18 protein-coding genes and 1 pseudogene are annotated in these 18854 nt (G+C 69.6%); 11 read left to right on the top strand and 8 right to left on the bottom strand.

Features of this window, described 5'->3' with window-relative positions; all coding sequences use genetic code 11:
- Positions 1-9 precede the first annotated feature (9 nt).
- On the bottom strand, positions 10-1710 hold the full coding sequence (locus B073_RS0110785; RefSeq protein ID WP_018538106.1) for a serine/threonine-protein kinase: 1701 nt from the start codon (positions 1708-1710) through the stop codon (positions 10-12).
- Between the two features lie 444 nt (positions 1711-2154).
- On the opposite strand from B073_RS0110785, the gene B073_RS0110780 reads away from it, so the two are divergent.
- A complete protein-coding gene (locus B073_RS0110780; protein WP_018538105.1) occupies positions 2155-2631 on the top strand; it encodes a hypothetical protein in 477 nt (158 codons plus the stop codon).
- 299 nt (positions 2632-2930) lie between these two features.
- Here B073_RS0110780 and B073_RS0110775 read toward each other — a convergent pair whose 3' ends face one another.
- Positions 2931-3425: a VanZ family protein gene (locus B073_RS0110775; protein ID WP_018538104.1), complete on the bottom strand. Its 495-nt coding sequence runs from the start codon at positions 3423-3425 to the stop codon at positions 2931-2933.
- Between the two features lie 272 nt (positions 3426-3697).
- Between B073_RS0110775 and B073_RS0110770 the strand changes: the two genes are divergently transcribed.
- Positions 3698-4402 (top strand): DUF2470 domain-containing protein, encoded by a 705-nt coding sequence (locus B073_RS0110770; RefSeq protein WP_018538103.1) that lies wholly within the window; start codon positions 3698-3700, stop codon positions 4400-4402.
- Positions 4403-4636: 234 nt separating this feature from the next.
- On the opposite strand, the gene B073_RS0110765 is transcribed toward B073_RS0110770, so the two are convergent.
- Complete coding sequence (locus tag B073_RS0110765; protein ID WP_018538102.1) at positions 4637-5341, bottom strand: GbsR/MarR family transcriptional regulator; 705 nt, start codon at positions 5339-5341, stop codon at positions 4637-4639.
- 260 nt (positions 5342-5601) lie between these two features.
- Here B073_RS0110765 and B073_RS0110760 point away from each other — a divergent pair, with 260 nt between their 5' ends.
- The 3 genes from B073_RS0110760 to B073_RS0110750 all read left to right on the top strand — a co-directional run bounded on the left by B073_RS0110760 (position 5602) and on the right by B073_RS0110750 (position 9049).
- Positions 5602-6792 (top strand): cytochrome P450, encoded by a 1191-nt coding sequence (locus B073_RS0110760; protein ID WP_018538101.1) that lies wholly within the window; start codon positions 5602-5604, stop codon positions 6790-6792.
- Between the two features lie 3 nt (positions 6793-6795).
- Positions 6796-7605: an oxidoreductase gene (locus tag B073_RS0110755; RefSeq protein ID WP_018538100.1), complete on the top strand. Its 810-nt coding sequence runs from the start codon at positions 6796-6798 to the stop codon at positions 7603-7605.
- 199 nt (positions 7606-7804) lie between these two features.
- Positions 7805-9049 carry an MFS transporter gene (locus B073_RS0110750; protein ID WP_026247255.1) on the top strand — a complete coding sequence of 415 codons (1245 nt, stop codon included), beginning with the start codon at positions 7805-7807 and terminating at the stop codon, positions 9047-9049.
- A gap of 117 nt (positions 9050-9166) precedes the next feature.
- Here the strand turns inward: B073_RS0110750 and B073_RS39685 are convergent, their stop codons facing one another.
- Positions 9167-9733 carry a helix-turn-helix domain-containing protein gene (locus tag B073_RS39685; RefSeq protein ID WP_018538098.1) on the bottom strand — a complete coding sequence of 189 codons (567 nt, stop codon included), beginning with the start codon at positions 9731-9733 and terminating at the stop codon, positions 9167-9169.
- A gap of 78 nt (positions 9734-9811) precedes the next feature.
- Here B073_RS39685 and B073_RS42725 point away from each other — a divergent pair, with 78 nt between their 5' ends.
- Positions 9812-10648 carry an alpha/beta fold hydrolase gene (locus B073_RS42725; RefSeq protein ID WP_018538097.1) on the top strand — a complete coding sequence of 279 codons (837 nt, stop codon included), beginning with the start codon at positions 9812-9814 and terminating at the stop codon, positions 10646-10648.
- Positions 10649-10707: 59 nt separating this feature from the next.
- Positions 10708-10956 carry a class I SAM-dependent methyltransferase gene (locus B073_RS39675; protein ID WP_078507970.1) on the top strand — a complete coding sequence of 83 codons (249 nt, stop codon included), beginning with the start codon at positions 10708-10710 and terminating at the stop codon, positions 10954-10956.
- On the opposite strand, the gene B073_RS43860 is transcribed toward B073_RS39675, so the two are convergent.
- Positions 10845-11342, bottom strand: coding sequence for a DUF1330 domain-containing protein (locus B073_RS43860; RefSeq protein ID WP_202487137.1), 498 nt, complete (start codon positions 11340-11342; stop codon positions 10845-10847). The two genes, B073_RS39675 and B073_RS43860, sit on opposite strands and share 112 nt — an antisense overlap.
- A 38-nt stretch (positions 11343-11380) precedes the next feature.
- On the opposite strand from B073_RS43860, the pseudogene B073_RS47735 reads away from it, so the two are divergent.
- Positions 11381-11494: pseudogene (locus tag B073_RS47735) on the top strand (transcriptional regulator); the annotation flags it as partial.
- Between the two features lie 15 nt (positions 11495-11509).
- Here B073_RS47735 and B073_RS0110730 read toward each other — a convergent pair.
- On the bottom strand, positions 11510-12943 hold the full coding sequence (locus tag B073_RS0110730; protein ID WP_037811405.1) for an LCP family protein: 1434 nt from the start codon (positions 12941-12943) through the stop codon (positions 11510-11512).
- A gap of 352 nt (positions 12944-13295) precedes the next feature.
- Between B073_RS0110730 and B073_RS42720 the strand changes: the two genes are divergently transcribed.
- The 3 genes from B073_RS42720 to tsaD all read left to right on the top strand — a co-directional run bounded on the left by B073_RS42720 (position 13296) and on the right by tsaD (position 15646).
- Positions 13296-13490, top strand: coding sequence for a hypothetical protein (locus tag B073_RS42720; protein WP_026247254.1), 195 nt, complete (start codon positions 13296-13298; stop codon positions 13488-13490).
- Positions 13491-14101: 611 nt separating this feature from the next.
- A complete protein-coding gene (locus tag B073_RS0110715) occupies positions 14102-14416 on the top strand; it encodes a putative quinol monooxygenase (RefSeq protein WP_018538093.1) in 315 nt (104 codons plus the stop codon).
- A 153-nt stretch (positions 14417-14569) separates the two neighbouring features.
- The gene (gene tsaD / locus B073_RS0110710) at positions 14570-15646 is read left to right on the top strand and encodes a tRNA (adenosine(37)-N6)-threonylcarbamoyltransferase complex transferase subunit TsaD (RefSeq protein ID WP_018538092.1); all 1077 of its coding nucleotides are present in this window, start codon (positions 14570-14572) and stop codon (positions 15644-15646) included.
- Positions 15647-16133: 487 nt separating this feature from the next.
- On the opposite strand, the gene B073_RS39665 is transcribed toward tsaD, so the two are convergent.
- Entirely contained in the window at positions 16134-17375 is a 1242-nt protein-coding gene (locus B073_RS39665; RefSeq protein ID WP_018538091.1) for a M20 metallopeptidase family protein, read from the bottom strand.
- Positions 17376-17392: 17 nt separating this feature from the next.
- The gene (locus tag B073_RS39660) at positions 17393-18385 is read right to left on the bottom strand and encodes a hypothetical protein (RefSeq protein ID WP_018538090.1); all 993 of its coding nucleotides are present in this window, start codon (positions 18383-18385) and stop codon (positions 17393-17395) included.
- Positions 18386-18854 lie beyond the last annotated feature (469 nt).

Raw genomic sequence — 18854 nt, 5'->3', positions numbered from 1 at the left:
GAGGGGAGTTCAGCGCCCGCTCGTCGTGAAGCCGTCCGTGACCTTGTCGAAGAGGGGGCGGTAGGTGTCCCACTGCGATTCCGGCGCCGAGAGGTAGATGTCGTACTCCCGGCCGCCCTCGCGGCCGAAGCCGAGCTTGATGCCGCGGTACGAACGTGCCCGCCCCTTGAAGGTGAACTCCCACACGACGGCCGGCTGGTCCCGGAACGCGGTCTGCTGCATCCGCAGTCTCCGGTACACGGAGTAGTTGAGCTTGGTGTTCGCCTCCATGTCCGCGAAGTGCGGCATGGGGTTCGAACCGGCGGGCTGCACCATTCCGACCGTGAGGCCGACCCGACCGGACTCGTCTCCATAGATGACGGTCTCACCCGTGCGCTTGATGACCTTCCAGCCGTCCGGCACGCGGAAGTCCGCGCCGATCTCGCTGACCTGGTGAAAGCCCTGGGGCATGGGCGGCGGGGTGTAGGCGTACGAGGGGGTTGCCGCCCCGGGGCGCTGCCGGGCGTCGGTCCCTGGTGTCTGCGATGTGCTGCTGCCGTCGCGTCCCGAGGTCGCGTACATCGCGCCTGCAACGGACGCCGCCACCACCGTGAGGGCGACGACGGTCGTCACGAGACCACGGCGCCTGCCGCGTCGACGCCGGTCACCGGAGCCTTCGGCCTGGGCGGGGTCGGCCCGGACGGGTTCGGTCGGGGCCGTCGCTTCGCCGGTGGGCGGCTGGGACAGGGACCGGCTGGTGGCGGTTGCGGCGGAACCCGGGGACGCGGAGTCCGGGGAGAGGGCCATCGTCGGTCCGCTCGTTCCCGTCGGCGCGGTCGATCCCATCGGTGCGGCTGACGCGATGGGTGCCGTTGGCGCGAGGGGTGCGGTCGGGCCGCCGGGCGCAGTCGCTCCGCTGGACCGCACGGCCCGCAGCGCCCGCTCGGTCTCCTCCGCGGACGGCCGCTCGTCGGGCTCCTTGGACAGCAGGGCCGTGATGAGCGGTTCCAACGGCCCGGCCAGTTTCATCGGCTCCAGCGGGTCGACGGCGATGGCGTAGGCAGCCTCCATCGCGGTCGGCCGGTGGAACGGCGGCCGACCCTCCACCGCCTGGTACAGCGTGGCACCCAACGCCCACAGGTCCGAAGCCGGTCCGGGCTTGCGCCCGCGTATCCGTTCGGGCGCCATGTAGTGGATGGAACCCACCATTTCGCCGGTCTTGGTCAGCGTCGAGGCGTCGGCGGTCATGGCGATACCGAAGTCCGTGAGCACCACCCGGCCCTCGGCGCCGAGCATGACGTTGCCGGGCTTGACATCGCGATGCAGTACGCCTGCGCGGTGCGCGGCCCGCAGGGCGGCGACCATGCCCAGTCCGATTCGGGCGGCCTCCTCCGGGGCGATGGTCCCATGCTGCCTGATGCGCTCACCGAGGGTGACTGCCGGCACATATTCCATGACGATGCAGGGCTGCCCCGCGTCATCCACGACGTCGTGAACCACGACCACGTTGGGATGCACGATCCGGGCGGCGCTGCGCGCTTCCCGGCGCATGCGCTCATAGAGGGTGGCCAGCTGGTCGTCGGACAGCTGAGGCTGCACGTGCAGTCGCTTCAGCGCGACCTGGCGGCCCAGGACCTCGTCCTGCACCCGCCACACCGTGCCCATGCCGCCACGGCCGATCTGCTCCGTGAGCCGGTAGCGCCCGGCGACGAGCCTCCCCTCGTCCGACACTGCCTGCCCTCCACCAGCTTTCGGCCACGTTCCCGTCGACTTTTCACCATAGCCGTCGTCTCCGGCCGAAGAGCCAGGCAGGTTGCGCACGGCAACAGGTGGCTGAAGAGCGGCCGGCGCCGGGGGACGACGACTGACGCACGCGCGACGCCCCGCAGGGCGACGAGCCCCTGCTCAGCGCCCGGACCAGGCATTGCGCGCGCCCATCCACACGGGACGGGACAATGGGCGTCAAGAGGGGCGGGGGGCAGCCGCCCCTCAGGACCCATGTCAGCTGCCCCATGCCCGCGGACCCGTGCCAGCACAGCCGCACCGCCGCTGTCCGCGGCTGCATACTCACGGCCGCAGTCCGGCCTGGCCTCACAGGGCCGGCGAGACAGGAAACCCCAGGCAGCAGGCAGCAGGCAGCAGGCAGCACGCAATCCAGGCAGAAAGTCCCCCACCATGACGTCTCCCACCCCTCCGGCCCACCGCTCCCGCCGCGGCGGCATCCTCCTCGCATGTGTCGGACTGACGGTAGCCGCCCTCCTCATCGGTGGCGCGCTCTGGGCCCGGAGCAACATCGGCGTGCTGAAGGAGGCGCGCGGCGGCAATGCGTGGGACCTGGTCTACGAGGGCACTGCCCTCAGCGGCGACGCCCGCGCCGTCACGGTGCGTTACCGACACAACCCCGACCGCTTCAAGCCGGAGTACAAGGATGAGCAGGTCGGGGCCACTCCCCTGCCATGGCGCAAGGAGGCCCTGGTCAACACCGGCCAGACGGCCCGGGTGGTGATCGAACCGGAGCCGGGGACGGTCGCCTCGTGCCGGATCCTGCTCGATGGTGTCCGGGTCGTCGCCCAAGGCACGTCACCTGCGCCTGGCCGTCCGGCGGTGTGCCAGGTGACCACCAGCAGCACGCCAGAGAAGTGGCCCCGCTGACGAGCCACCTTCCTTGGCATCGCATCGCACCAACACCAGAACCTCCCCGCAGAAGGCCAAGGCAACGTCGATCGCTGCATCACGGGAGTAGGCGACCTGCGCCAGAGTCCCGAAGCGGTCCATCAAGAGGCCCAAGAGTGAGGCAAGTTAGACCAACAGGACACCGAGGCCGCGACGTCCGCGGCCCGGCCGGTGAAGGTTGTCATGGCATCCAGCGCACCGTGCCAAGCCCCGTCCCGGCAGTGGTGCGTACGGGAGTTCACAGGCAGTGCAGGCGCCACACCTGCCACAGCCCAGCCTCAGGTCCGCACACGTGGCCTGGCAACCGCCCGCTTCGTGCGGAACGCGATCCGGACCGCCGCGGCGCAGGCGAATCCAGCGACGCAGCCGAGGGTGTTGGCCAGCAGGTCGTTGATATCGGCCGTTCGCCCCGAGGCAGTGAGGTATTGCATCGTCTCGATGGCGAGGGAACCGAGGAACCCCCAGGTCGCCGCACCCAGAAGACGCATGCCTGCGCTCGCCAGGAGCAGGCCGCCGGGGACGAACATGAGCACGTTGAGGAAGAAGTCCCAGGCGTCGGCGGGGTTGGCGAGGTCGAGCAGCTTGAAGTTCAGCGCCTGGCCGCCACCGGAGCGCGTCCCGAACGTCAGCCCCACAACCCCGGCCACCCACAACCACCCCAAAGCAGCGCACACGCGATGGGACGCTCTCCGGGGACGCCCCGCCAGAAACGTCACCCCCACGATGGCAAAACAGCCGAAGACGCCGATGCTCAGGGCGATGGGAAAGGACACAGTTGCTCTCCTTCGGTTCCGAATCCCGTGGGTCGGGCGGCCGATGTCGAGTGGAGAGACGCGCGGCCGAAAAGTCCGGTTCTCATCTGATTGGTGACGTACTTCACGACGAACCCGGCGGCGAAGCCAGTCGGGAATGCAGTCGGGAGACAGTCGAAATGCAGTCAGGGAGCAGCCGGGATGGCGCTCCCGGCACCGTCACTCACTCGCGAGCCGGAACGAAGTAGGTTAGGTTAGGCAAACCTAAGTTTCCTTGTTCTTGGAGGAGCCGGATGCGTGCAACTCGTGCCCGTGCCATCACACCGACCCCAGCCGAGCGCATCCGCTCGATCCTGACCGTCGCCCACTCCATGACGGTGGTGAGCGACGGGCTCCGCAGCGAAATCCACCGTCTCAGCGGCGGAGCGACGGGCCTCTTCCACCTGCACGCCCCGTGCGAGGGCGAGGCCACCGACGCCCCCGCGACCAGGCGCGTCCCGGTCCGCTTGGAACTCACCGACATCGCCCCCACATCGGTACGCGACCGGCTACGTGCCCGGGTCACCGTCGCCGGGCTCCTGACCGCCCCGTACAACCCGCACTCCGACAAGAGCACTTGCCTGGAATTCGGCCAGGCAGTCCTGGAAGACGCCTCGGAACGCACCTACGTCACCCTCCAGGAGCTGGAGGAAGCCGAGCTCGACCCGCTGGCGCAGAGCGAGGCAGAGATGCTGACGCACCTCGTCGACGCGCACAGCGAGATCGTGCCGCTGCTGCTCCGCCTCGTCCGCCCCGTCCCCAGCGGCGTACTGCGCGCCCTTCCGGTGGCCATGGACCGCTACGGCATCACCCTGCGCCTTGAATACCCGCGCACCTGGCACGACGTCCGCCTGCCGTTCACCACTCCCCTGACGCAAATCGAGCAGGCCGCTCCCCAGATCCACGCCCTCCTGGCCACGGCCCGCCGCCTCTCCCACACCACCAACATCCTGGCGTGACCACAGGCATGGCCGGGACCGCCCCGCGCCGGCCTGTGGGCGAAGCCGAACACGCCGCTACATCGCGACGTTCAGGCGTACCCGGGTGATCTCCTACTGCGCCGGCTCTCCACCGCGCCACAACGCGGCCTGCCCCGCCGCCGTCACTCCGCGCGGACAGCCACCGCAGCTCCTGCCTCCGGCCCAATTCTCGTGGTCAACGGCCAGCCCGGCCTGCCGATCCAGGCGGCACCCTCAGCGGCCCGCCGAGAGCGCCTGGCGCCAGTGCTCGGCCGCCTGGGCCATGTCGTCGCCGAGGAGCCGGAAGAACCGGCTGGTGGTCTGCAGCCGGGTGCCGGACTGGGTGTCCGCGCCGAACAGCTCGGCTCCCCGCTGGGTGAAGTGCGCCCAGGCGGCCATGGATTGGACGCTGATCGACCATGCCTGGTACCAGACCTGGTCGTCGATAACATAGCGGTCACGGCGGCCCTCGCGCTCACGGACTATCAGCCCGCGCTGCTCCAGCCAGCCGACCGCTTTGGAGACCGACGCGGGGCTGACGCGCAGTCTGGAGACGAGTTCGGCCGCGGTGAGTCCGCCCGCCTCGCTGGTGAACAGCGGGACGAGGGCCCGCGCAGCCATCGTCGGGACGCCCGTCCTGACCATCATGTCGGTGAACTCCTCCTCGAACACGCGCCGGTCCATGGGGGTGTCTTCTTGTGGGACGGGGACAGGTGTGGCCGACTGCCTGGCCGGCGGGCGGCGGCGGGCCCGCCACTTGGTGGCCTGTTGTGCGCGGCCGGCCTGATACGCACGGGCCCCGCCGTTGCGCGCGACCTCGCGGACGATCGTCGACTTGGAACGGCCGAGACGGCGGGCGATCTCGGCGTAGGGCAGCCGCGCCGCCATCCCCTCGGCGACGCGTTGCCGCTCCTCGTACGTCAGGCGCTTTCCCGGCATCGGTCCTCCTGCTCACTCACCAGCCAGCACCAGTCAGCCATCCAGCCAGCCAGTGCTTCGCATCCGTCACAGATGTGTTCCTCTCCGCTGCATCATCACCGATGCATTCAGCGACACTCTCATTGCACCGTATAGAGCGCGCTGACCTGCACATATTTCCGTTCGCGTTTGCCCGTTGGAGAACGCACTTCCTAGGGTCGTCGACGTCGGAGAAGGCATCGGAAGAGACATCGGAAAAGACCTGCGTGGAAGGACACGACATGGCCTCAGTGGCTTCAGTACTGCCTACCGAACGGCCCGCGGGCTCGCCCTTCGATCCGCCCGCCGAACTGGCCGAGTTGCGTGAGCAGCGCCCGCTCAGCCGGCTCGACTATCCGGACGGGCACGTGGGCTGGCTGGTGACGAGCCACGCCCTGGTGCGCGAGGTGCTGGCCGATCCCCGGCTGAGCATCCGGACCGAGCTGCGCCATCTGCCGGTACCCGGCACGCCGGGCAGCGACCGGCCGGCGCCTCCCGGGATGTTCACCGGCATGGACGCGCCCGAGCACACCCGCTACCGCCGGATGCTCACCGGTCAGTTCACGGTTCGCCGGATGCGGCAACTCACCGATCGGATCCAGGAGATCACCGACCAGCACCTCGACGCGCTGGTACAGCAAGCCCCGCCGGTGGACCTGGTGTCGGCCCTGGCACAGCCGGTACCCGCGCAGGTCATCTGTGAGCTCCTCGGCGTGCCGTACGCGGACCGGGCGCGATTCCAGGAGGACGCGCTCGCCCTGTTCCGGCTCGACTCCGCACCGGAACGGGTGACGGCGGCCTACCGGTCGGTGCACGAGTTCGTCAGCGAACTGGTGGCCGCCAAGCGTGCCGCGCCCACCGACGACCTGCTCAGCGGCCTGACCACGGGCGACCTCACCGACGAGGAACTCGTCAACATCGGCTTCGTACTGCTGGGAGCCGGTCTCGACACGACGGCCAACATGCTGGCGCTCGGCACCTTCGCCCTGCTGAGCCATCCTGACCAGCTCGCCGCGCTGCGCGCCGATCCGGGCGTCGCCGACCGGGCCGTCGAGGAACTGCTGCGCTATCTCAGCATCATCCCATTCACGGTGCGTACGGCGCTTGAGGATATCGAGCTGGGTGGTGAGCGGATTCGGGCCGGTGAGGCGATCACCGTCTCGCTTCCCGCGGCCAATCGGGACGCCACGCACTTCGCGGATCCCGACGTCCTCGACCTGCTCCGCCCGACCGGTGGGCATGTGGCCTTCGGCCACGGCGTGCACCAGTGTCTCGGCCAGCAACTCGCGCGTGTCGAACTGCGGGTGGTGTTCAGCGCGCTGCTGACGCGGTTCCCGACCCTCCAACTGGCGTGTCCCGTCGAGGACGTGGCCATACGCACCGACATGCTCATCTACGGCGTGCACGAGCTGCCCGTCACCTGGGAGGCGTGATCCATGAAGGTCTGTCTGGTGACCGGGGCCTCGTCCGGGATCGGGTTGGCGACCGCGCTGGAGCTGCGGCGCGCCGGCCACACCGTGTACGGCGCCGCACGGCGCACGCACCGGATGGCTCCCCTCAGCGCAGCCGGGGGCCATGCGCTGCACATGGATGCGAGGAACGACACGGACCTCGAGCGGGCGGTGGCCACCGTCATCGAGGAGCAGGGCCGGATCGACGTCCTGGTCAACAACGCCGGCACCGTACTGCACGGGGCCGCCGAGGACGTGCCGATGGCGTCGGCCCGCGAGCAGCTTGAAGTCAACGTCGTGGCGCCGGCCAGGCTGGTCCAGCTCGTCCTGCCCCATATGCGTGCGCGACGGACAGGCACGATCGTCAATGTCTCCTCGATCGGCGGCGAGATCGCGCTTCCGCTCGGCGCCTGGTACTACGCGTCCAAGCATGCCTTGGAGGCGTACTCCGACACGCTCCGTATGGAGGTCGCGCCGTTCGGCGTACGGGTGGTGATCATCCAGCCAGGCATCATCAAGACCGGCTTCGAGGACGGGACACCCGCACAGCTGCGGGAGATCTCCGGGGCCGGCGCCTATCAGGAGATGGCCGAGGCCATGGCGCGGCGCGGAGAGACCGAGCTGGCCGGAGCCTCCGAACCCGACGTCGTCGCCGAGACCATCCGGCAGGCCGTCGAGTCCGACCGCCCGGAAACCCGGTACGCCGTCGGCTGGCTCGCCGACAAGCTCCTGGAACTCAACAGGACGCTGCCCGACCGCGACTTCGACGCACTGGCCACCCGCTCGACCAGGTAGGCGGAAGAGGCGGTAGAGAAGGACACCATGCGCCGCACCGTCGACACCGACGTGTGTACCGGTACGGGGCAGTACAACACCCGGTTGTGCCTCCCACCACGTCGGTTGTTTGATCCGAGCATCCTCGCCCCGCTTTGATGCCGATGGATCGGCGGTACGTGGTTGTCCGGACGTCCGGATCGACGAGAGTGGCGTGGGAATGACAGGCAGGCGGGCACTGGGGCGGCAGTTCGGGTGGTTGTGGGCCGCGTATGCGGTCAGTGCGTACGGGACCGGGCTCGGGTTCGGTGCGTTCCCCCTGATCGCGGTCCTCGTGTTGCACTCCGGGCCGACCCAGGTGGCTGCGCTGGCCGCCGCGGGGCGTGCCGTGGGAGCCGTGGTGGCGGTCCCGCTCGGTCCGTGGATGGAGTTCCGCCGCAAGCGTCCGGTCATGGTGGCGATGGACCTGGTCCGATTCACCGCCTTGATCAGTGTCCCTGCCGCGTTCGCGCTCGGCTGGCTCGGCTTCGCCCAGCTCCTCGTCGTCTCCGTCGTCGTCGCCGCGGCCGATATCGCCTTCAAGACGGCCAGCGGCGCATATCTGAAGGCGCTCGTGCCGCCGGCGGATCTGCTGGTCGCCAACAGCCGGTTCGAGTCCACAACATGGAGCGCGACCGTGGTCGGGCCACCGCTCGGCGGGGCTGCGATCGGGCTGCTCGGCACGGTGACGACCGTGCTGGCCGATGCGCTCAGCTATCTGCTCTCGGCACTGGGCATCCGGGCCATCGGCGGCAGCGAACCGTGCCCCGCCCGTACCGGTGCAGCACGGCTGCGGGCAAGCGATCTCCTCGAAGGATGGCGCCACCTCCTCACCCACCCCACGCTGCGCCCGCTGTTCTTCAACTCCGTCGCGGTCAACGGCCTGATCATGGCCTCCCAACCACTGCTCGCCGTGCTCCTGCTGGACCATCTCGGCTTCGCACCTTGGCAGTACGGCCTCGTGTTCGCGGTCCCGTGCGTCGGTGGTCTCGTCGGCTCACGCCTCGCGCACCGGCTCGTGACGCGTTTCGGGCAGCGCAAGGTGCTGCTCACCGCCGGGGGGCTGCGTGCCTGTTGGCCTGTCGGGTTGGCGTTCGTCCGGCCCGGTCTCCCCGGGATCGTGCTCATCATCGTCGTCCAGCTCGGCCTGGTGACCTGCTGCGGCGTCTTCAACCCCGTGCTGGCCACCTACCGGCTCGACCACACCGCTCCCGACCGGGTCGCCCGCACCCTGTCCGCGTGGTCCGTCAGCAGCAGCATCAGCATCGCGGTCATCACCGCCGTGTGGGGTCTGCTGGCCGCCCTCACCAGTCCCCGCACCGCGATCGCCCTGGCCGGAGTCCTTCTCCTGGCCAGTCCGCTCCTGCTCCCGCTCCGCGCGAACGCTCCCCAGAACGCAGCGGAACAGGCCACCGGCCTCACCTGACACACGGACAGTTCGATGACGCCGGGCGCAGAAGCACCAGCGCCGCGGGTCCGCACACCCGACGAACATCAGCGTGGCCAGACAAAGAACACCAGACAAAGAACATGACCATCGAGCTCACGACCGGTCCTCGTCAGGGGGATCCGGGAGTGGGAGTGCCTGTCCGGCCGGGAAGAAGATCCGGCTGAGGAGGTACGGGGCGCGGCCCGGCTCCGGCTGGTTGGCGAGCAGGGGGAGCAGTACCGAGAGCAACTTGTGTTGCATATCGGCGAGTTCGTCGGGGCTGAGCCAGAGCGTGCCCTGACGATAGGAGACCGCGTCGGCCACCGGGTCGGCGCCGTCGCGGTCAAGATAGGCGTTGAACTCCGCGATCAGTACGGCCATGGCGGCGGCGAAGCCCCGGCGGTGATCGTCCAGCGACATCCCAGCGGCTGCGTCCACGTCGACCGCGGGGCGGTCCTGGCGTAGCCGGTAGTGCCGCTCGACGGCGCCGCGCACCCGCTGCTCCTCGGCGACTTCCAGGAAGCCGGCCTCGGTCAGCACGGCGACGTGCCGGTACACCGTCACCTTCCCCACCTCGGGCATGCGCGCGCAGAGCTGAGAGGTCGTCAGCACCTGTCCGCCGGAGAGCGCGTGCACCACGCGCAGCCGAACCGGGTGGAGAAGCACATCTGTGGTGTCCATGACGCCACTCTTTCATATGCGATACCTTTATCGAAGTTGATAACGTAAGCGGGAACGGGAACGTTGCGGGAGGGGACCATGCGCGAGGCAGTGGGGCGGGCGGTGCAGGTGAACGACCGGTCCGTCTATGTGGAGGAGAGCGGCTGCGGGCAGGACTGGGTGGTCTTCGAGGCCGGCCAGGGTCTGGGGCGTACCTCCTGGGATCCGGTACTGCCGCTGCTGGCGGATCGGGGGCGACTGGTGACCTACGACCGCGCCGGCTTCGGCCGCAGCGGCCGGACGACGGCGCAGCTGGGCATCGACGACATGGCCGCGGACCTGGTCGCCATGGTCGAGGCAGTCGTCCCCGGCCGCTGTGTGCTCGTCGCACACAGCATGGGCGGACTGGTCGCCCGTCGCGCGGTGGAGAGTCTGGGCCCACGGCTGCGCGGACTGTTGCTGCTCGATCCGACGCCGGAGAGTGCGCCCGTCTACGACACGTTCGGCCAGACCGCCAAGAAGGTCGACCGTGCCATGGGCGTGACACAGACACTGGTCCGGTCGCGCTCGCTGGCCCGCGCGATCAGCGGGAACTTGCGCCGCCTCTTCCCGGCGGACACCTACGCGACCATGCTCGCCGAGGACTTCGTCCCGGCCGGCATCGTGCAGGCGAGGAAGGAGTTCAAGGCCGTCGCCGCGGCCATCCCCCAACTCCGCGCCGAACCGCCGGCCCTCCCGACCTGCCCAACCATCCTGCTCTCAGCGTCCCGCCCCGAGAAGGGCCGGGAACGGAACCACGCCGTTCTCGCCGAACACCAGCGACGCTGGGCCCAGTCACTGCCGGACGGGCACTTCGAAGAGGTCGACTCTGGCCACTTCATCCAGGCCGAGCAACCGCAAACAGTCGCCGCCAGGATCGCGCGCCTCCTCAACTGACTGCCTCGGACGGACATTCCCCTCCGGCTTGAGAGCCGCGCCCCGCCAGACACCCGGGCATCCTGCGCGCCGTCCCCACGGGGTGCGGCGACGCCCTGGACGTCGGCTGCGGCGACGGACTGCTGGTGCGGAAGCTCGCCGAGCGGGCCAAGCACGTCACCGGCATTGACAAGTCGCCGGAGATGATCGCCCGCGCTCACGAACTCGCCGCGGACCACCAGGAACTCACCCTCATCGAGGGCGACTTCCTCGCCGCCGACCTCCCCTCCGCAGCCCGGAGCTTCGCCGCGCGTTCACTCGAGGCGTAGCCAGGCTCGACACCTTCGACGAACACGACGTCACCCTGGATGTGGTCGGTCCGCAGCCGAAGGATCGCCTGATATGCGGGGGACGCGTACCAGGCGCGAGCCTCGACCAGGCCGGGAAACTCAATCAGCACCATGCTGCCCGGCCAGCTCCCCTCCACCACCTCGGCCGGCGGGCCGTGGGCCAGGAACCGGCCGTGAAACGGGTCCAGGGTGGCCTGGATGCGCTCCAAGTACTCAAGTACGTCGGGGTGGTGACGACGGTCACGTAGATGCGCGAAACCATATGCAGGCACGCCCGGCTGCTCCTTCACTTGCTCCGTACGCCTCGAAACGCCTCGAACGTAGCCCTGCGCGACACCCACCACGATTACCTCTGAGGTAAGCATCGACGCGAGGAACCGGCCATGCGGACTCCCGCCAGCACATGTTCGCGTTCATCCGACGGCAGGGCCGCCCCGTCACCCGGGACGAGGCTGCCGCCGGCGTCGGCATCTCGCGCAAGCTCGCCGCCTTCCACCTCGACAAGCTCGTTGATGCGCGACCTTCTCGCGTGCTACCCGTAGGAGAGGTTGGAACAGGGGTTGTCGTCGGCGGAACGGATCTTGTCGGCCATGCCGGGGGGCATGTCGCCGGAGGAGGCGGTGGTGGGCGCGGTGGTGTCGGCGTAGGACCGGCCGAGGGTGACGCGGATGCCTGGGGTCGCTGCCTGCTGAAGGTCCGCGCCGGGGAAGAGGCGGGCCAGGGTGTGCGCCTGGTCGTCCTGGCCCGGCCCGTAGGCGATCAGCGTGGCGGCGCGGTCCTGGGTCGGGGCGGTGGCGGTGCCGGTGACGGTGAAACCCACGGCCCTCAGCTCGCCGGCCGCGCGGGAGGCCAGTCCCCTCACCCGCGTGCCGTTGTAGACAACGACGCTGATGCCGGCCCCCGAGACCGAAGAGCCGGGGCCGGGAGAACCGGCAGGTCCGCCCTTGGCGTCCGCGCTCTTCTTGCCGTGCCGGGCACTGGCGTCCTGGCCGTCGACGGTCCGGTCCGCCCTGAGCGCCGCCCACAAGGCATCGGCCGCGGGATGCACGATGGCGACCCGTGCACCCTGGTAGTGCCAGGGCACGGTGACGAACTTGGTGTTGTGCAGATCGATGTCCTTCATCGACATCACGAACGCGATCAGCTTGTTCGCCGACCCCAATCCCGGGTCGACGGTCATCGACTGGGTTGCGGCGTTCGCCAGAGGGAGCAGCGTCGACGGATTGATCCCCTCGGACTTGATCTTCTTGATGAGGCTGGAGACGAACGCCTGCTGGCGCTTGATCCGCCCCATATCGGACCCGTCCCCGAGGCCGTGCCGGATACGGACGTACTCCAGCGCCTTCCGACCCGACACCCTCTGCGGCCCCTTGGCGAAGAGGATCTTGCCTTTCGAGCCCCGGTTGGGGTTGAGGTCGCCCTGGTAGACGTCCTTGGGGAGGCATACGGGTACCCCGCCGACCGCCGCGGTCATCTTCGAGAAACCCTCGAAGTCGACGACCACGGTGTGGTCGACGCGTAAGCCGGTCAGCTTCTCGACGGTGTTCTGGGTGCAGGCCGGGTTGCCCTTGGCCGTCAGCCCCACGGTGAAGGCGGAGTTGAACATCACGTTGTGCTGGGGCCGGGCCCAGTCGCCGTTGGGCAGCCTGCACGGTGGGATGTCGACCAGGCTGTCCCGGGGAACGGACACCGCGACCGCGTGCCTGGCATCCCCGTAGACATGCAGCAGGAACGCGGTGTCCGAGCGCCCCACTTCCCCTTCCCCACCGCCCAGTCCCCGGTTTCCCCCCGAGCGTAAATCGGAGCCGATGACCAGCACATTGCTGCCGCCGGCCCCTTCGGGCGGCCGGTCCTCGCTCACGCCGTCCGCGCCGAACGTGGCGATGTTGCCGTTGAGCCGGAGGTAGACCCAGCCTGCTCCCCCGACAAGCAGCACGAGAAGGGAAGCCGTTGTCGCGGCAGCCATGCCCACCTTGCTGCCGCGCTTGCGCCGCCTCCGCGAGGCGGGCCGACTGCCGTGGCGTCCGGCCCGTGCCTCGTGGCTGCCTGTCAACTGTGCACCCATGTCCGTCCGGTTCCTGCAGAGGGGCGGTTCCCTTTGGAGAAGGTTATACAGTTGCGCAAGGTAGCAAATGAAGGACACCAGGCGACGCTACGCCGACCCGTCCGAGGGGGTCCGTTACTTGCCGCTGCGGCGACAACCCGGCCTTCCCCCAACCCGTCGAAACCGGAACCGAAGCCGACGCGGCGTCAAGCCGGCGACCACACGAAACACCTGCGGGGCTGACGACCGCAACGGGGCCCGATTTCTTCTCGGTGTGGCCGAGGCCGGCTTCTTTCCCGGCGTCGTCGCCTATCTGACCACGTGGTTGCCCACCCGGCAACGCACCCGGGCGTTGGCGGCGTTCCTGCTGGCCGTCCCCGTCGCGACCGCCGTCGGCCTCCCACCTCCGGCGTACTGGTCGAGCATGCCGGCGTCCTCGGCCTCAGCGGCCGGCGATCGATGTTCCTGATCGAGGCCGCTCCCGTCGTCGCCCTCGGCATCGCGGCACTCCGCCGCCTGCCCGGCTCACCGCGCCAGACTGTCTGACTGATGGGGGCTCAACGCAGGCAACCAGCAGACGAGTTGACCAAGGACGCACCGCCCGCTCTCCCTGACCGGACCGTGTTCGGCCGCATCGCGCACTTCGCACTCGTGCAGGCGGGCGTGTCCTTCGCCGCCTACTCGTTGCAGTGCTTCTTTCCGCAGGTCGTCACCGCCCTCTCCCCCCGGCACCCCCGCCTCCGGCGTCACCGCGCTCGCCGCCCTCCCGTATGGGGCCGCGGCTCCGGTCATGCTCGTCTGGAGCCGTCACGGGGATGCCACGGGCGGCTACCAGGCGGTCTATGCGGTCATCGCCTGCGTCCCGGCGGCCTCATGGGCGGTGGCCCTCCGGCTCCCGGCCCCCGCGGCGAAGCCGAACGTGCAGACGTCGGCCGCGGTGTCGGGCAGCATGGCCGGTTAGCAGGTCACCGTGCGCTGGCCAGGCATCCTGCCGAAGTGGCGGCGCCATGCCTGGCATAGGGTTCCGGTGACCAGCAATTCGCGTCCGCGCTATGGACAGATACGCCCCAAGGAGCCAGCGTGCCCATCGTCGTCGCCACCCTCCGGACGAAGCCCGGCCGCCGGGAGGAGGTGCTCGCGGCGTTCCGTCGGCACGCTTCCGCCGTGCACGCCGAACCCGGCTGCCTGCTCTACGCCGCCCATGCCGGCGACGACCGGGTCACCGTCGTCGAGAACTGGGCCGATCAGGCCGCCCTCGACGCCCACTCGGCCGGGCCGGTGCTGGCCGCGCTGGGCGGGGAGATTGCCGACGCGCTGGCCGGCCCGATGGATGTCGCGGTGCTGGAGCCGGTGCCCGCCGGTGAGCCGGACAAGGGCCAGCTGCCGAACACCTGAGCCGGTCGTCCACGGCCATTGCAACGGTCGAAGGCCCGTACGCGTCGCGTACGGGCCTTCGGCCGTCCTCAGCCGCCCGACCTCCCTGCCTATTGCACATTGATTGCAACTACACTACTAACGCAACATGTCGGCAGTCGTGAAGGAGTGGCCATGCCGCAGGGCCGGATCGTGCTCGGTATCGAGTCGTCTTGTGACGAGACCGGGGCCGGGATCGTGTCCGACGGGCGGCTGCTCGCGCATGTGGTGGCGTCGAGCATGGACGAGCACGCCCGGTTCGGCGGCGTGGTGCCGGAGATCGCCGCGCGTGCACATCTGCATGCCTTCGCCCCGGTCGTGCGGGAAGCTCTGGACCAGGCAGGGCTGCGGGTGGGCGACCTCGACGCCGTCGCCGTGACCACCGGCCCCGGTCTGTCGGGAGCCCTGCAGGTGGGGCTGGCCGGAGCGAAGAGCCTCGCCTACGCGGCCGGGGTGCCCTTGTACGGGGTCCACCACCTGGCGGGCCATGTCGCGGCCGACACCCTGGAGCACGGCCCGCTGCCCGACCCGTGCATGGTGCTGATCGTTTCCGGTGGCCATACGTCGCTGCTGCTGGTGCGGGACCTCGTGCGCGACCCCATCGTGCACCTCGGTGACACCGTCGACGATGCCGCCGGTGAGTGCTTCGACAAGGTGGCCCGGGTCTTCGGCCTGCCCTATCCCGGCGGCCCGGCGATCGACCGCGCGGCCCGCGGCGGAAACCCCTGCGCGGTCGCCTTTCCCAGGCCGTTGACCAGCGGGAAGGGCGACCCGTACGCATTCTCGTTCTCCGGTTTGAAGACGGCCGCGGCGCGCTGGGCCGAAACCCACCGTCTTCGGGGTGAGGAGGTCCCGTTGGCCGACGGTGCCGCCTCGCTTCAGGAGGCGGTCGCGGACGTGCTGACCCGCAAGGCGCTGGCCGCCTGCCGGGAGTACGAGGTGGGGACGCTCGTCGTGGTGGGCGGGGTGGCTGCCAACTCCCGGGTCCGGGCGCTTGCGGAGGAGCGGTGCGCGGCGGCCGGGGTGGCACTGCGGGTGCCGCCGCTGACCCTGTGCACCGACAACGGCGCGATGATCGCCGCCGTCGGTGACCTGCTGGTACGGGCCGGTGCCGCCCCCGCCCAACTGAGCATGTCCGTCGACCCGTCCGCGCCGCTGGAGTACGCCGCGCTGCACCCCGTCGCCGGGCCTGCCCTCACCAGAGCCGCGTGACAGGTGTGCGTCCGTGCGTCCGTGTGTCCGTGCGTTGGTGCGTCCGTGGTGCGCGGATCTCCGTAGTCGGCGCATCCATGGTCGGCTCACCTGGGGTTGGCGCATCCGTGATGCGTGCGGCCGTGCGTTCCTGCGCCCTTGCCTGCCAGGACGTAACGGTCCACGTCCCAGTCATCCCGCCGGGGCCGCAGAGCCGGCCGCCGCCGGCGTGGACGCGAACGGCACCCTGGTCGTCACCACGGCTTACGGAGGGGCCGACCGGTGCGGCGCGCGGCCTGGCCCTGTCGTCCGCGACCGGCTCCCGGCCGAGCGGCCCGGCCTGGCGGCGGTGGCATGCCTGGCGGGCGCCTGCGCAACGTGCTGGCAGACCTGCCGCACATCATGGGACGCGGCTGATCCAGTGGCCCGCGTGCCGGGCCTGAGCCCCGTGCAGGACAACCGCATGCCGTCGTACGGCTGCCCTGCACGAACCAGGCGGACGCTTCCCCTACGCGTCATGGCCGGCGAGGGGCGCGTCCTCCGCGGCGCCGGCAGCCTCCCGGCCCAGGAAGGCCAAGGCCACCGCGCAGTGCACGGCGGCTCCGGCCGGTAGGGCGTTCTCGTCGTGCACCACGTGGTCGGAGTGGTTGTCCGGTGGCGTCCCCGGCAGTTGGGTCGGTGGACAGGCACCCAGGAACGCCATGGCACCGGGTACGCGTTGCACGACGTAGGAGAAGTCCTCACCACCCATGGTGGGCTGCGGGAGTTCGTGGACTGCGGCCGGGCCGAGGACGCCGGCCGCGGCGTGGCGCACGAGAGTGGTGAATCCCGCGTCGTTGCGTACGACCGGATAGCCCTCGGGGAGTTCGATGTCCGCGGACATGCCGTGGGCGGCCGCCACTCCCCTCGCCACGCGGCGGATGCCCTCGCGGACGGCGCGGCGACTGGTTTCGGAGAGGGTGCGGTAGGTGCCTGTCAGCTCTGCGGTCTCCGGGATGATGTTGTACGCGCGTCCGGCCGTGAGGGCGGTGACCGTGAGGACGGCGGGTTCGAAGACGCTGACGGTCCTGGTCACCATCGTCTGCAGGGCCTGCACGATCTCGCAGGCGACGGGGACGGGGTCGAGTGACTTGTGTGGGGCCGCGGCATGGCCGCTCGTTCCGCGAACGGTGATCCGTAGGGTGTCGGCCGCCGCGTACTGGGGCCCTTCCCGGAGGTGGAGGGTGCCGACCTCGTGGCGGGTGGTGACATGCAGAGCAAACGCACCGTCGACCGAGGTGCCGTCCGTGCTGGCCAGGACGCCTTCCTCGATCATCTGGCGGGCGCCGCCCCCGAGTTCTTCGGCGGGCTGGAACATGAACACGACTCGCCCGGCCCACTGCTCTCTCCGTTCAGCGAGCAGGCGCGCCGCTCCTACGAGCATGGCGGTGTGCATGTCGTGGCCGCACGCGTGCATGACGCCGGGCACCTCGGACGCGAAGGACAGGCCGGTGTTCTCCTGTTGGGGAAGTGCGTCCATGTCGGCGCGCAGCAGGAGGGTCGGTCCGGGGCGGTGTCCTTCCAGGACGGCCACCACGGAGCTCAGGTTCCTGCCGGTCCTCACCGTCAGGGGCAAGCCGTGGAGCGCCTCCAGGATCGCCTGTTGGGTGCGGGGCAGATGACTGCCGATCTCCGGGGCGCGGTGGATGCGCCGCCGCAACGCGACCAGGTCCGGGAGGATTTCCCGTGCCTGGCAAGCCAGTTCGGTCACGGGCGGCGTACTCGGGCTCATGAGTAGGCCGCCGTGTCGAGAAGGGCTTCGAGGACGGCGTCGAGCACGTGGGGGGTGCGGTCGGGCATGCCGAATGCGAGGCGTTCGTCCAGTCCGCCGGGGTTGACCATGTTGAATTCGAAGACGTGGGGATAGGCCAGGTCGATGCCGGCGAAGCGGATTCCGTGGCGCAGCAGGCGCTGTCCCACGTCGCGGCAGAGCTGTTCCTCGTCGGGAGTCAGTGTGGTGTCCTCGCATCGGGCACGGTGGGCCGTGTTGCCGCGATGCTCGTCCGGTGCCAGATAGTGGATCTGTTGGGCCAACGGCCGTCCGCCCGCGAGCAGTACACGTTTTTCCTCCGTGTGCGGAATGTGCTCCTGGAGTACGCAGTAGCGGTTGCCGAAGCCGTTGAGGCCGCCTTTGGTCAGCAGGCTGTCGATCGCCGTGTTCCCGGTCATGGACTGCAGCAGGACGCGATTGTTGCTCGACCCTGGGGAGAGCAGGTACACATCGGCGCCGGCGTCCCCGCCCGGGGGCTTGATCAGCCAGGTGCGATCGGGGTCGGTCTGGTACTCCTCCCACAGTTCGCTGAAGGAGTTGGAGATCAGGGTGCGCGGAAGATGCTCGGGTGGGACGACGGCCGGGAGGCCGGTCTTGGTGTTGAGCATCACGATGCCCTCGACGTCGTTGACGAAGGGCACCTGTCGGTTCAGCTGCCACAGCAGTTGCCAGGCCACTTCCTGTACGACGGAGTGGGGGTAGTTCAGCACCCAGACCAGGTCCACGCCGGCGGCGGCGTCGCGCACCTCCACCTTCCCGGGGAGCGGCCCGAAAGCCTCCAATGCGCCGTCTATCTTTCCCATCGGGCACAGGATCCGTTCTCCCGCACCGGTGAGGCCGTTGACCATGCCGATCCAGACCTCGTGCCCGTCGGCGAAAAGGTGGTTGGCGTACAGGGCATGGCAGCTGTCCAACTCGGCAAGCGTTCCGACGAGCAGCACGATCCGCACAGGGAATCCCTCCGGTATCCGAACACCCGATGGTGTTCTTCAAGGAGTGCCCCACGATGACGAAGCCAAAGTCGGGCCTGGTCAGTATCGGCCAAACCGCCCCCGACCACGACCATCCGCTGCCCGACGTGGCGCACCTGCTCGCACCGGTGGAACTGTTCGCGCACGGTGCTCCGGATCCGCTCGCGGACTGCCCGGCGAGGGCACCCGTGCTGCTGACCAGTGGCCGCCGAGTCGGCGTGATTTGTGCGCTGCTACAGCAGCCGGAAGTGTCCCGGATGGCCCTGGACGCACTGTCCCGCGTCGAGAGTCGCAGTGCGGCCAGGTCTGTCAACGTCGGCTCCTCAGACAGGTTTCCGAGCGCGAGAAGCGCGAGCATGGCGTACCGGTCGCCGCGAACCGTCCCGAGGTGTGGGCACAAGGCAACTGCAGAAGCGAACATCCCCCTGCCACGCAGCGTGCTCATCTG

Source organism: Streptomyces sp. MspMP-M5, from assembly GCF_000373585.1.
Taxonomy (GTDB): Bacteria; Actinomycetota; Actinomycetes; order Streptomycetales; family Streptomycetaceae; genus Streptomyces.
Note: the sequence above shows the minus strand (reverse complement) of the source record. Positions and strands in the feature narration are given on the sequence as shown.

What these genes read in the sequence shown, in the direction of transcription:
- B073_RS0110780 (WP_018538105.1), top strand. Translation starts at nt 2,155, where the DNA reads ATGACGTCTCCCACCCCTCCGGCCCACCGCTCCCGCCGCGGCGGCATC.
- B073_RS0110770 (WP_018538103.1), top strand. Translation starts at nt 3,698, where the DNA reads ATGCGTGCAACTCGTGCCCGTGCCATCACACCGACCCCAGCCGAGCGC.
- B073_RS0110765 (WP_018538102.1), bottom strand. Translation starts at nt 5,341, where the DNA reads ATGCCGGGAAAGCGCCTGACGTACGAGGAGCGGCAACGCGTCGCCGAG.
- B073_RS0110760 (WP_018538101.1), top strand. Translation starts at nt 5,602, where the DNA reads ATGGCCTCAGTGGCTTCAGTACTGCCTACCGAACGGCCCGCGGGCTCG.
- B073_RS0110755 (WP_018538100.1), top strand. Translation starts at nt 6,796, where the DNA reads ATGAAGGTCTGTCTGGTGACCGGGGCCTCGTCCGGGATCGGGTTGGCG.
- B073_RS0110750 (WP_026247255.1), top strand. Translation starts at nt 7,805, where the DNA reads ATGACAGGCAGGCGGGCACTGGGGCGGCAGTTCGGGTGGTTGTGGGCC.
- B073_RS39685 (WP_018538098.1), bottom strand. Translation starts at nt 9,733, where the DNA reads ATGGACACCACAGATGTGCTTCTCCACCCGGTTCGGCTGCGCGTGGTG.
- B073_RS42725 (WP_018538097.1), top strand. Translation starts at nt 9,812, where the DNA reads ATGCGCGAGGCAGTGGGGCGGGCGGTGCAGGTGAACGACCGGTCCGTC.
- B073_RS43860 (WP_202487137.1), bottom strand. Translation starts at nt 11,342, where the DNA reads ATGCTTACCTCAGAGGTAATCGTGGTGGGTGTCGCGCAGGGCTACGTT.
- B073_RS0110730 (WP_037811405.1), bottom strand. Translation starts at nt 12,943, where the DNA reads ATGGCTGCCGCGACAACGGCTTCCCTTCTCGTGCTGCTTGTCGGGGGA.
- tsaD (WP_018538092.1), top strand. Translation starts at nt 14,570, where the DNA reads ATGCCGCAGGGCCGGATCGTGCTCGGTATCGAGTCGTCTTGTGACGAG.